This is a genomic window from Nocardia sp. PLKS1-43, from assembly GCF_059510335.1.
In genome coordinates this window covers 112,970-127,378 of the sequence record NZ_JCAJZQ010000016.1, presented here as the reverse complement: position 1 = coordinate 127,378, position 14,409 = coordinate 112,970, and the positions used below count along the sequence as shown (strand labels likewise).

The following is a 14,409-nucleotide window of genomic DNA, read 5'->3' as shown; positions in this document are numbered from 1 at the left end:
CCAGGACGGGGAGCGTCGCACGGATCGGCCTACGGACCGGGCGGCCCTTGGCCGCCGGTGTGCGGTCGCACGTCGATCGGCCGGGGCAACCACGACAGCGCCCGACGGGGCTTGACCGGTACCATTCGGCACGGTGAGAACGAATACAGGGCGTCAGCAGTCGCGCGGAAATCGCCGGCGGGGGAGTGTGCTTTTTCCGAGCCTGCTCACCGCCGCCGTGGAGTACGCGGCCGACACCGTCGCGATCCGATTCAGTGCCTCCGGTGATCCGGCCGACGTTCGGCAGCTGACCTATCGCGAGCTGGACGAGTCGTCCTCGCGCCTGGCCCGTGAGCTCATCGCGCGGGGGATAGGCGCCGACGACGCGGTGGCGGTCGGTATCGCGCGCAGTATCGAATCGGTCCTGGCCGTCTGGGCGATCGCCAAGACCGGTGCGGCGTTCGTCCCGGTGGACCCGGCCTATCCGGCCGAGCGCATCGAGCACATCCTGTCCGATTCCGGCGCCGTGCTCGGCTTGACCACGACCGCCCACCGCGCCGCGTTCGCCGCCGGTCCGGAGTGGATCGAACTGGACGATCCGGCACATGCCGAGCGGATCGCCGCACACCCAGCGCACCCGGTTTCCTACGCCGACCGGGTGCGGACGGTGTCCGAACTGCATCCGGCCTATTACATCTATACGTCCGGCTCGACCGGTCGGCCCAAGGGCGTCGTGGTCGGCCACGGCGGTCTCGGCAGCCTGGTGACCGCCATGCGGGAGTCGTTCGGTGTCGACCGGGAGTCGCGGGTGGCGCATGTCTGCTCGCCGAACTTCGACGTCTCGGTCCTGGAGCTGATGCTGGCCTTCTCCTCGGGCGCGACGCTGATCGTGTCGCCGCCACAGGTGTTCGGCGGACACGAACTGGCCGATTTGCTGCGGCGCGAACGCGTGACGCACATGCTGATCACCCCGGGCGCGCTGGAGTCGGTGGATTCGACCGGACTGGACGACCTGCGGACCGTCATGGTCGCCGGCGACCGGTTCGGCCCCGAACTGGTCGGCCGCTGGGCCCGGGACGGACGCACCTTCCTCAATGGCTACGGGCCCACCGAGGCCACCATTCTGGCGACCGCCACCGGCGCACTGCACCCGGACGAGCTGGTCACCATCGGCACCGCGGTTCCCGGGATGGGCGCGTTCGTGCTCGATGCGCGGCTGCGGCCGGTGCCGGCGGGCACGACCGGCGAGTTGTATCTGTCCGGCCCGGCGCTGGCGCGCGGATATCTGGGCCGGCCCGGCCTGACCGCGGAGCGGTTCGTCGCCAGCCCGTTCGACGCCGAGACCGCCAAGCCGGGAGCGCGGCTGTACCGGACCGGAGATCTGGTGCGGCGCACCGAATCCGGCACGATCGAATATCTCGGCCGTACCGATTTCCAGGTGAAGATCCGCGGTGTGCGCATCGAACTCGGCGAGATCGACAACGCGCTGACCGCACATCCGGACATCGATTACGCGGCCACGCTGGACCGCACGCTCCCCTCGGGTTCCAAGGCGCTGGTGTCGTATGTCCTGCCGCGTGCGGGAACCGCAGTCGACACCGGCCGGCTGGCCGAATTCCTCGCGGAATCGTTGCCCGCGTACATGATTCCGACCCTGATCATGGTGCTCGACGCGATCCCGCTCACCCCGGTCGGCAAGCTCGACCGCGCGGCGCTGCCCGAGCCGGTCTTCGAGGCCGCCGAATTCCGCGCGCCGGTCACCGAGAACGAAATCCTGATCGCAGAACTCTTCGCCGGGTTGCTCGGCGTCGAGCGGGTGGGTGTGGACGACTCGTTCTTCGGGCTGGGCGGCGACTCAATTCTGTCGATTCAGCTCGTCTCGCGCGCCAAGGCCCGCGGCCTCGCCTTCACCGCGCAGGACGTGTTCAACCACCGCACGGTCGCCGGCCTGGCCGAAATCGCTACCGCCGTAGGCGAATCCGCGCGTGAACAGCTCGCCGAACTGCCCGGCGGCGGGGTCGGCGAGATGCCGCTGACGCCGCTGATGGCGGCCACCCTGGCCAAGGGGCCGGCGTATCGGCGCTACTCCCAGTCGATGACGCTGCGGCTGCCCGACGAACTCGACGACGAGACGTTGCTCGCCACGCTGAACGCCGTGCTGGATCACCACGACGTGCTGCGTTCGCGTCTGCGCGGAAATGCCGAGCAGGGCTGGACTTTCGAGGCCCTCGCCCCGGGTGCGGTCGATGCGGCCGCGCTGGTGCATCGGGTGGAGCTGCCCGCCGATATCGACGAGGCCGAACTCGGCCGCCGGGCGAGCGCGGAATTCGATGCGGCGCTGGGCCGATTGGATCCCGCGGGCGCGGCCATGGTGCAGTTCGTCCGATTCGCCTTCCGTAGCGAGCCGGACGCTCGGACGCCCGGTCGCCACGACGTCCTGCTCGTCGTCGCGCATCACTTCGTGATCGACGGGGTGTCCTGGCGCATCCTCATTCCGGATCTGATGGTGGCCTGGCTGCAGATCGCGGCCGGGCAGCCGGTGGCGCTGCCCGCGGTCGGCACCTCGATGCGGCGCTGGGCGCACGCCTTGGCCGCGGCGGCGCGGCGGCCCGAAGTCGTCGCGGAACTGCCGCTGTGGCAAGAGATTTCGCAGACGGACGATCCGCAGCTCGGTTCGCGTGCGTTCGACCCCGCCGTCGACACCCTGGCCACCGTCGAGCGGTTGCGGGTGACGGTGCCGCCGGAGGTGACCGAGGCGGCGCTGGCCACGATTCCCGCGAAGTTCCGCGGCGGCGCCAACGACGCGCTGCTGTCGGCGCTGGCATTGGCGGTGAGCCGCTGGCGCGGCGACGCGACGGGCGGGGCGGTGCTGGTCCGGCTCGAGGGGCACGGCCGCGAGGACGATTTCGTGCCGGGCGCGGACCTGTCGCGTACCGTCGGCTGGTTCACCAGTGCGTATCCCGTCCGGCTCGATCTCGCGGATGCCGATTTCGCGGCGGTGTTCGACGGCGGCCCGGCCGCCGGTGATGTGCTCAAGGCCATCAAGGAACAGCTGCTGGCGGTGCCGGGCCGGGGGCTCGGGTTCGGCCTGCTGAGCCACTTCAACCCCGAAACCTCCGGGCAGCTACGGGATCTCGGCCAGATCACGTTCAACTACCTGGGCCGGATCGCGGCCGGCGGCGAGGCCGCGGAGCTCGCCGAATCGGGCTGGGCGCCGACCGGTGAACTGGGCGATTTCGACGCCGAACTGGATCGCGACATGCCCGCCAACGGCGCGATCGATATCAACGCGATCGTCACCGACGGTCCGGACGGACCGCAGCTGGGCGCGTCGTTCGCGTTCCCGGCCGGTTTGCTGTCCCGCGAGCGGGTGCAGGAACTCGCCGATCTGTGGGTCACCGCGCTGACCGCGCTGGCCGGACACGCGCAACGTCCGGACGCGGGCGGGCTGACCCCGTCGGATCTGCCGCTGGTGCGGGCGGCGCAGTCCGATATCGCGGTGTGGGAGCGCAATTACCCGGCGCTGTCGGAGATCTGGCCGCTCTCGCCGCTGCAGTCCGGACTGCTGTTCCACACGATGCTGACGCAGTCCACGGTCGACGTCTACACCATCCAGGCCCGGGTGGACCTCGGCGGCACCGTGGACACGGCCCGGTTGCGCACGGCCGCACAGGCGATCGTGGACCGCTATCCGAGCCTGCGTGCCGCCTTCGCCACCGGCGCCGAGGGGCGGTCGGTGCAGGTGGTCCTGGACCGGGTCACCGTGCCCTGGCGCGAGGAGGACCTGACCGCGCTGCCCGAGGACGAGCGCGAACCCGAATTGCGCCGCCGCACAGCCGCGGACCGCGCAACGCATTTCGACCCGTCCACCGCGCCGCTGCTGCGATTCGCGGTGTACCGCAGCGCATCCGACCGGTGGCATCTGGCGATCACCACGCACCACATCCTGCTCGACGGCTGGTCCATGCCGGTGCTGCTGCGAGACCTGTTGCTGCTGTACGCCACTCGCGGCGACGCGTCCGCACTCCCGCGCCCGGAGTCCTACCGGAACTTCCTGACCTGGCTGTCGCACCGGGACCGGGACGAGTCGCTGCGGCTGTGGGGCGAGGCGCTCGCGGGCGTGGACGAGCCGACATTGCTCGCGCCGCAACCGAAGACGGCCGAGAACTACGAAATCGGCAAGGTGGTCACCGGATTCGATGCCGAGGCCACCCGCCGGATCGCCGACTACGCCGCGGAACTGGGCGTCACGGTGAACACCGTGGTCCAGGCCGCCTGGGGCATCCTGCTGGGCCGGCTCGTCGGCCGCGACGACGTGGTGTTCGGCGCCGCGGTATCCGGCCGTCCGGCGGATCTGCCCGGCGTGGAATCGATGGTGGGCCTGTTCGTCAACACCGTGCCGGTGCGGGTCCGGGTCGAGGGCGGGGTCACCGTCGCCGACCTGCTGCGCGAATTGCAGCGTGCGCAGGTCGCCCTGTTCGAGCACCATCATGTCGGGCTCACCGAGATCCAGCAGATCGCCGGTGACGCAACGCAATTCGACAGCCTGCTGGTCTTCGAATCGTATCCGCTGAACGAGGAGGCGATCGCCGCCGCCAGCTCCATCGACGGGATGACCGTCACCGGAGTCGGCATGGTGGACGATTCGCACTACCCGCTGACGCTGGTGGTGCTGGCCGAGTCGGCGCTCGAGGTGACCTGGAAGTACCTGCGCAGCCGCTTTTCCGACGACGAGGTGGAAACCCTTGCCGCGCGGATGGTTCGGGTACTGGATGCGCTCGTGGCCGATCCGCGGAAGCCGGTCGAGAGCATCGACGTGCTGGACGCGGCAGAACGCGAGCGCGTACTGCACGAGTGGAACGACACCGCCCACCCGATCGATCCCGAGCAGTTGCAGTCGGGGTTCCGCCGCGCGGTGCAGGAATATCCGGATCGAACCGCACTGGTCTACGAGGGCACCGAACTGACCTACCGCGAGTTCGGTGAGCGCGTCAATCGGCTTGCCCGCCTGTTGATCTCGCGTGGCGTGGGGGCCGACTCGGTGGTCGGCATCGCGATCCGGCGGTCGCCGGAGCTGATGATCGCCATCTACGCGGTTCGCAGCGCCGGTGGTGCGTACACGCCCGTGGACCCGGATCATCCGGCCGAGCGCATCGAGTACGTCTTCCGCACCGCGCGACCGGTCTGCGTGCTCACCACCACCGCGGACGCCGTGCCGGTGCCCGAAGGCGTCGAGGTGCTGGCCATCGATACCGTGGACATGAGCGATCTGGACTGCGGCCCGCTGGCCACCGAGGAGCTGGTGCGCCCGGTGCGCCCGGAGAACCTGGCCTACGTCATGTTCACCTCGGGTTCCACCGGGCGGCCCAAGGGCGTCGCGGTGTCGCAGGGCGCGCTGGTCAATCACATGACCTGGATGCAGGCGGAGTACCCGGTGCACCCGGACGACGTCTACCTGCTCAAGGCCGCGGTCACCTTCGACTCGATCTGGGGTTACTACCTGCCGCTGCGCGTCGGGGCCACGCTCGTCCTGGCCACCCACGACGGCCACCGCGACGCGCAGTACATCGCGGAAACCATTGCGGCGCAGCGGGTCACCGTCACCGACTTCGTGCCGTCGATGCTGTCGGTGTTCGTCTCACACGCCGCGGCGGGATCGTTGCCGTCGCTGCGCCTGGTGATCTCCGGCGGTGAGCTGCTGCCCGCGGAGACCGTGGCCGCGCTGCGGGAACTCGGCGACGTGGACACGCTGAACGTGTACGGCCCCACCGAAACCACGATCGCGGTGACCACGTTGCTCGCGACCGGGAACGAGCAGGGCGGGCTGCCGATCGGCGCGCCCGGCTGGAACAGCCGTGTCTACGTGCTGGATTCGCGGCTGCGTCCGGTGCCCGCCGGGGTGACCGGTGAGCTCTACATCGCCGGAGATCAGCTGGCCCGCGGCTACATCGGGCGCGAGGAGCTGACCGCGGAACGTTTCGTCGCCGACCCGTTCGGCTCCGGCGGGCGGATGTACCGCACCGGCGACCTGGCCGCGTGGACGTCGCAGGGTGTGCTGAAGTACTTCGGCCGCAGCGACTTCCAGGTCAAACTCCGGGGCCAGCGCATCGAACTCGGCGAGATCGAATCGGCCCTGGGCGCGCAGCCGGAGGTCGCGCACGCCGCGGTCGCGGTGATCGCCTCCGAGATCGGTGACCAGCTGGTGGGTTATGCGGTCGCGGCGCCGGGCGCGCGGATCGAACCGGACCGGTTGCGTGCCGCGCTGGGCCGGACCCTGCCGTCCTACATGGTGCCGGTGACCGTGCTGGAGCTGGACGCGTTGCCGCTCAACCAGAGTGGCAAGCTGGATCGCAAGGCGCTGCCGCGCCCGACGTTCGCCGCTCGCGAGTTCCGCGCCCCCTCGACCCCGATCGAGGAGATCGTGGCCCGGGTGTTCGCCGAGGTGCTCGGTGTGGAACGGGTCGGCGCGGACGACGACTTCTTCGGTCTCGGCGGCAATTCCCTGATCGCGACGCAGGTGGTCGCGCGGCTGGGCGCGGCGCTGAACGCCCGGGTCTCGGTGCGCGCGCTGTTCGACACCCCGACGGTGGCCGCGCTCGCGGCCGGAATCGTGCCGGGCGCGGGCGATGCCGCGCAGCGCCCGCCGCTGGTCCGTGCCGAGCGACCGGCGATCGTGCCGCTGTCGCTGGCACAGCAGCGGATGTGGCTGCTGAACCAGATCGATCCGGATTCGCCGGTCTACAACCTGCCGTTCGCGATTCGCCTCACCGGCGAGCTGAACGTCGAGGCGATGCGCAACGCCGTCCTGGACGTGCTGGAACGGCACGAATCGCTGCGCACCCGATTCCCGCTGTCCGGCCCCGGTGGCGAGCCGCATCAGGAGATCCTCTCGGTCGCCGAGACACTGCCGGACGGTGTGCCGGTCGAGACCGCCACGGCCGAGGATCTCGGCCGGGTGAGCGAGGTGATGGCCACCGGATTCGACGTGACCGCGCATCCGCCGGTGCGGGCCCGCCTCTACTCCGATCCGGCCACGGGCGATCACCTGCTCGTCGTTGTGGTGCACCATATTTCGGCCGACGGCGTATCGCTGGCCCCGTTGGCCCGCGACCTGGTCACCGCCTATCTCGCGCGGCTCGAGGGCAACGCGCCGGGCTGGGCGCCGCTGCCGGTGCAGTACGCGGACTTCACCCTGTGGCAGCGCGCGGTCATCGGTACCGACGACGACGAGAACTCCGTCGCCGCACAGCAATTGGCGTACTGGCGGCGACAGCTGGCGGGTATCGCGCAGGCGCCGAGGCTGCCGCTGGACCATCCGCGTCCGCCGCGGCCGTCCGGGCGCGGCGCACTGGCCACCGTGACGGTGCCCGCCGCGGTGCACGCCGGACTCACCGATCTTGCGCGAGAACATCATTCGTCGCTGTTCATGGTGGTGCACGCGGCGCTGGCGGCGCTGCTGGCGCGGCTGTCCGGCGGATCGGACATCGCGATCGGCACACCGATCGCGGGCCGCGGCGCGGCGGCGCTGGACGATCTGGTCGGCATGTTCGTCAACACCCTGACCCTGCGCCTGGACGTCGACCGTTCCGGCCCGTTCGCGGCCCTGATCGGGCGCGCTCGCGAGACCGATCTGTCGGCCTTCGCCCATGCGGACATTCCGTTCGAGCGGGTGGCCGAGGCGGTCGGGCCGAGTGCGGCCGGTGGTGATCCGCTGTTCCAGGTGGTACTGGCATTCCAGAACCTGGAACAGGCGACGCTCGAGCTGCCCGGCCTGACCGTCGCGGCGCTGGACACCGGTGAGGTTACCGCCAAATTCGATCTGCTGGTCACGGTCGAGCCGCACTACGCCGCGGACGGCACACCGGATGTGCTGGTCGCCGGATTCACCTATGCCACCGACGTTTTCGACGAGGCCACAGTGAACGGGATCGCGCGCCGGTTCGAGCGGTTCGTCACGGCTGTGGCCGCCGACCCGGGGATCATCGTCGGCGATGTGGATCTGCTGGACGCCGCCGAGCGGGCCCGCGGGCCCGTCGTCCCGTCCGCGCCGGTGGCCCCGCCACCGGAGGATTCGGCGCCGACGCTGCCGGATCTGATGTCCGCGGCCGTGGACAACAATCCGGACGGTGTCGCGGTGATCTTCGCCGACGCCACCGCGCAGCTGTCCGAACTCGAGTACCTGGAACTGGACGAACGCTCGACGCAGCTGGCTCGCGTACTGATCGATCGCGGTATCGGCCCGGAGGACCTGGTCGCGATCGGCATCCCGCGGTCGCCGGAATCGGTGCTCGCGGTGTGGGCGATCGCCAAATCCGGCGCCGGATTCGTGCCGGTCGATCCGAACTACCCCGCCGATCGGGTCGCCCATATGCTGGCCGATTCGCACGCGGTGCTGGGATTGACCGTCGAGTCGGTGCGCGCCGACCTGCCCGCGCAGGTGGAGTGGCTGGTCCTCGACGACGTCGAGACCGAGCAGTTGATCGATGCGAGTTCGGCCGATCCGGTGACCGACGCGGATCGGCTGCGGCCGCTGCGCGCGGCGCATCCGGCCTACGTCATCTACACCTCGGGTTCGACCGGTCTGCCCAAGGGCGTGGTCGTGACGCACGCCGGGCTGGCGAGCTTCTGCGAGGAGCAGCGTGAGCGTTACCGGGTGACGAGTAGTTCGCGCACACTGCATTTCGCCTCGCCGTCGTTCGACGCGTCGATTCTGGAATTGCTGCTGGCGCTCGGTGGCGGCGCGACCATGGTGGTCGCCGCGCCGACCGTCTACGGTGGCGCGGAGTTGGCCGCGCTGCTGGCTCGCGAGCGGGTCACCCACGCCTTCATCACCCCGTCCGCACTGGCCTCGGTGGACCCCAAGGGGCTGGACAAGCTGCGCGTGGTGATCGCCGGTGGCGAAGCGTGCCCGCCGGACCTGGTGCAGCGCTGGGCGATTCCGATCGGCGGCCGGCGCACCCGCGAGTTCTACAACGGGTACGGCCCCACCGAGACCACGATCATGACCAATATCAGCGCCCCGCTGGTGCCCGGCGAGACGGTGACCCTGGGCGGCCCGATTCGCGCCATCACCGAATACGTTCTGGACGAGCGGTTGTCGCCGGTGCCGGACCGGGCCGTCGGCGAGCTGTACATCACCGGTGCGCAGCAGGCCCGCGGCTATCACGAACGTCCCGCGCTGACCGCGGCCCGCTTCGTGGCGAATCCGTTCGATCCCAGCGGTTCCCGGCTGTACCGGACCGGCGATCTGGTCCGGCGCACCTTCGACGGTGAACTGGAGTACCTGGGCCGCAACGACTTCCAGGTGAAGATCCGCGGATTCCGGATCGAGCTCGGTGAGATCGACGCGGTGCTGGCCGGACAGGACGGCATCGACTTCGCCGTCACCGTCGGGCACGAACTGCCCACCGGCGCGACCATTCTCGTGTCCTACGTGCACGCCGCGGCCGGTGCCGTGGCCGATGCGGACGAACTGGTCGCGGTCGCCGAACGGCGGTTGCCCGCCCATATGGTGCCCACCACCGTCATGGTGCTCGACCGGATCCCGCTCACCCCGGTCGGTAAGCTCGACCGCGCCGCGCTGCCCGCCCCGCAACTGCACACCCGCGAATTCCGCGCACCGTCCGGGCGGCTGGAGGAACTGGTCGCGGAGGCGTTCACCGAATTGCTCGCTCCCGCAACACCGGTCGGCGCCGATGACGATTTCTTCGAACTCGGCGGCAACTCGCTGATCGCGACCCGGCTCATGGCTCGCGTGGGCGCGGCGCTGGACGCGCGGGTACCGGTGCGGCTGCTGTTCGAGGCATCCACGGTGGCCGCTCTGGCCGCACGCCTCACCGACCACGCCGTCGCCGATGATCGCCCGGCGCTGGTGGCCGGTCCGCGGCCGGAACGGATTCCGCTGTCTCCGGCCCAGCTCGGGATGTGGCTGCTCAACCGCTTCGACACCGCGTCGGTGGCCTACAACGTGCCGATGGCGGTGCGTCTGCGCGGCGATCTCGATGTGGACGCGCTGCGGGCGGCGATCGCGGATCTGGTCACCCGGCACGAGATTCTGCGCACGGTGTATCCGCTCGCGGCGAATGCCGGGACCGCCGCGGGCGATTCCGGCACCCCGGACGACGGCCCGGTGCAAGTGATTCTGCCTGCGGCGCAGGCGGTTCCGCCCTTGCACGTGCAGCCGGTCGACCCGTCCGCGGTCGCGGAGGCGGTGGCCGAGCTCGCGCGCACGCAATTCGATCTCACCGAGCGGGTTCCGCTGGTTGTCGCGCTGTTCGACCTGGGCGCGGCCGAATCGGACGAACACGAGTACGTGCTGGCCGTGGTGGTGAATCACATTGCCGCCGATGGTTCCTCGATCGGCCCGATGGCCCGGGATCTGATGCTGGCGTACGCCGCGCGCAGCGCCGGACAGGCTCCGCAATGGGAGCCGCTGCCGGTGCAGTACGCGGACTACAGCATCTGGCAGCGCACCGTGCTCGGTTCCGAGGACGACCCGGATTCGGTTGCCGCCGCGCAGATCTCCTATTGGCGAACCGCGCTGGCGGGTCTGCCGGACCAGCTCGACCTGCCCTCGGATCGGCCGCGGCCGCTGCTGCGTTCCTACACCGGCGGCCGAGTCGAGGTCCGGATCGACGCCGAAACCCATGCTGCCCTCGCGGAACTGTCGCGCACGCACGGCGCGACGCTGTTCATGACCGTGCACACGGCGCTCGCGGTGCTGCTGGCGCGTCTGTCGGGTACCGACGACATCGCGATCGGTTCGCCGGTCGCCGGTCGTGGTGACGCGGCGCTGGACGACCTGATCGGCATGTTCATCAACACGCTGGTCTTCCGCACCCGTTACGACGCCCGCGCGACGTTCAGCGAACTGCTCGCGCGGCAGCGGGACGAGGACATCCGGGCCTTCGCCAATGCGGACGTGCCGTTCGAACGGCTGGTCGGCGTGCTGGATCCGGTGCGTTCACCGGCCCGGCACCCGCTGTACCAGGTGGCGCTGTCGTTCCAGAATCTCGCGCCGGTGGCCCTGGAAATGCCCGGGCTGGGCGTGTCGGGCCTGGATATCGGCGTGGAGGTCTCGCAGTTCGATCTGCACTGGATGATCGGCGATTCCTATGACGCCGAGGGCGCGCCGCAGGGAATCGCCGGCATCGTCACGTACGCCTCGGACATGTTCGAGCCCGACACCGTGCAGCGTTTCGTGGATCGTTTCGTCCGGCTGCTCGGCGCGCTCGCCCGCGATCCCGAAGCGGTGCTGGGCGATATCGATGTTATCGATGCGGCCGAGCGCGCGGCCTTGCTGAGCGATGCGGCCGAAACCGCGCATCCGGTTGCCGACGAGCTGCTGGTGAGCGGATACCGCCGCGCGGTCGCCGCGGCGCCGGACGCGGTGGCCGTGGTGCACGACGAGACGGTGTGGACCTATCGGGAGTTCGACGAGCGCGTCAACCGGCTCGCCCGATATCTGATCGGGCAGGGCATCGGGCCGGAATCCATTGTCGCGCTGGCAATTCCGCGCTCGCCCGAACTGATGGTGGCGATGTACGCGGTGCTGAGCGCGGGCGGGGCCTACCTGCCGCTGGACCTCGAGCACCCGGCCGGGCGGATCGCGTACGTGCTGGAGACCGCCGAGCCCGCGCTGGTGCTGACCACCGGCGGTGCGGAGGTGCCGGGCGCCCGCGGGATCGACCTGGACACGCTCGAGTTGCCGGAATACTCCGCCGAACCGGTCGGCGCGAGCGAACTGCGCGCCCCGCTGCGTGCGGATCATCCGGCGTACCTGCTGTTCACCTCCGGGTCCACGGGCCGCCCGAAGGGCGTGCTGGTTCCGCACGGCGCGATCACCAATCAGATCGCCTGGATGGCCGAGCACTACTCGATCGCGCCGCGCGATGTGTACCTGCAGAAGACGGCGACGACGTTCGATGTCTCGCTCTGGGGTTACTTCGTGCCGCTGTGGGCGGGCGCGCGGGTGGTGCTCGCCGCCCCCGCCGGACAGCGCGACCCGCGCTATCTGGCCGAGCTGATCGAAACGCACCAGGTGACGGTCACCGATTTCGTGCCCTCGGTACTGCAGGTGTTCCTGGCCGCCGCACAGCCCGCGCAGGTGGCCTCGCTGCGTGCGGTGTTCGCCATCGGCGAGGCGCTGCCGCCCGGCACCGTCGCCGAATTCGCCGCGTTGTCCTCGGCCGGGCTGCACAACCTGTACGGCCCGACCGAGGCCGCGGTGTCGGTGACGTACCGGCCCGCATCCACCGCCGACCGGACGACGGTGCCGATCGGTGTGGCGCAATGGAATACACGCACCTATGTGCTGGACTCCCGGTTGCGGCTCACCCCGGCCGGCGTGGTCGGCGAATTGTATTTGGCCGGAACCCAATTGGCGCGCGGCTATCTGCGCCGACCGGACCTGAGCGCCGACCGGTTCGTCGCGGATCCGTACGGGCCGCCCGGATCGCGGATGTACCGGACCGGTGATCTGGTGCGGCGGCGACCCGACGGTGTGCTGGAGTACCTGGGCCGCAGCGATTTCCAGGCGAAGATCCGGGGCCACCGGATCGAGCTGGGCGAGATCGAGACCGCGCTGCTGGCCGAAGCCACGGTCGCCCAGACGGTCGTGGTGGTGGCGCCCTCGGAGATCGGCGACCAGCTCGTCGCCTACGTGGTTCCGGCGGTCGAGGACCTGTCGGTCGATGCCCTGCGGGCGTCGCTGAGCCAGGTGCTGCCCTCGTACATGGTCCCCTCGGCGATCATGGTGCTCGATGCCATGCCGATGAACGCCAGCGGTAAGGCCGACCGCAAGGCCTTGCCGCGACCGGTGTTGCGGACGCGGGAATTCGTCGCCCCGGCCACCGACACCGAGCGGTCGGTCGCCGAGGTCTTCACCGAGGTGCTGCAGGTCGATCGCGTCGGCGCCGAGGACGACTTCTTCGCCCTCGGCGGCAGTTCGCTGCTGGCCTTCACATTGCAGCGGGCGTTGAACAGCCGGCTCGGCATCGATGTGCCGATGGCGGCGCTGTTCACCGCGCCCACCGTGCGCGCCCTCGCGGCCCGGATCGACGATCCGGGCGAGTCGGCGGTCGCGGTAACCGATCCGCGGCCCTCGATGGCCGCCGACGCGGTGCTCGAATCCGAGATCGACGGCGCCGGTGTACTTCCCGCGCGCGCGGATGCGCCGCAGGACGTACTGCTCACCGGCGCAACCGGATTCGTGGGCGCACATCTGCTGCGCGAACTGCTGGACAGCACCTCGGCGCGGGTGTGGTGCCTGGTGCGCGGTGACGACGACGGCCAGGCGGAGCAGCGAATTCGTGATTCGCTCGGGCACTACCGGCTCTGGCAGGATTCGTACCGCTCCCGGATCGTCGCTGTCGCGGGCGATCTGGCCGCGCCCAGGTTCGGACTGGATCAGGCGGGTTACACCCGGCTGGCCGAGCGGGTGGATGTGATCTTCCACAACGGCGCCCGGGTCAACCATATCGAGCCCTACGCGCGGTTGCGTGCGGCCAACGTGTCGGGCACCCGTGAGGTGCTGCGCCTGGCCACCAACGGCCGGATCAAGCCGGTGCACTACATCTCCACGGCCAATACGGTTATTCCCGTCGCTCTCACACCGGATTTCACGGGCCCGGAGGATACCGAGCTGAGTGTCGCGGAGGTGTCCGACAACGGGTACGTGGCCAGTAAATGGGTTGCCGAGCAACTGATCCGGCAGGCCGGTGAGCGTGGCGTGCCGGTGCGCATCTACCGGCCCGGCCTGGTGTCCGGTGATCCGCGCAGTGGTGTGAACAGTGCCGACGACTCGTTCTGGAATATGATCCGGGCCGCGGCCATCCTCGGTCTGGCGCCCGACACCGGCGATGCGGCGATGCCGCTGGTCCCGGTGAACTACGTCGTCGCGGCGATCGTGGCGCTGGCGTCCGAACCGGCCGACGGTGCGGCCTACCACCTGGTGAACCGGAATGCGGTGCGGATCGGCGAGATCTTCCAGGCCTTGAGCCGCAACGGAATTCCCATCGAGATCGCCCCGGTGGAGCAGATCGCGGTCCGGCTGGCCGAGGAGGCGGCCGCCCGCGATGCCGCGGGCGACGACTCGCTGGTGCGCGCTGCCCTGGTCAGCGGCAACTACGGCGGTTCGCCGATCACCGTCGAGGACACCCGCACCCGGGCGGCCCTCGCGCGGTACGGGATCGCTTGCCCGCCGGTCGATTCCGCGATGCTGGACGCGTACGTCACGGCCTTCGTCGAGTCGGGATTCTTTCCCGCGCCGACCGGGGAGCGCGTGCGGAACGACTGACCGGTCGCCCGGGTGTCATTCGCACGCAGGTGATCACGTGCTGCGGTGACACCGGGTCCGAATCGCCTCGGAGGTAGGTCGAGTCCGTGGCGCCGGAGTCGGTAGCACGTGCGAACACTGGTCGATCGCCCGCG

Annotated in this window: 1 protein-coding gene; it reads left to right on the top strand. The window is 70.1% G+C overall.

Translation table 11 applies throughout. The features are described 5' to 3' along the window. The first annotated feature begins 187 nt into the window (after window positions 1-187). Entirely contained in the window at window positions 188-14,275 is a 14,088-nt protein-coding gene (locus AC5WS7_RS36125; RefSeq protein ID WP_495959130.1) for a non-ribosomal peptide synthetase, read from the top strand. Window positions 14,276-14,409 lie beyond the last annotated feature (134 nt).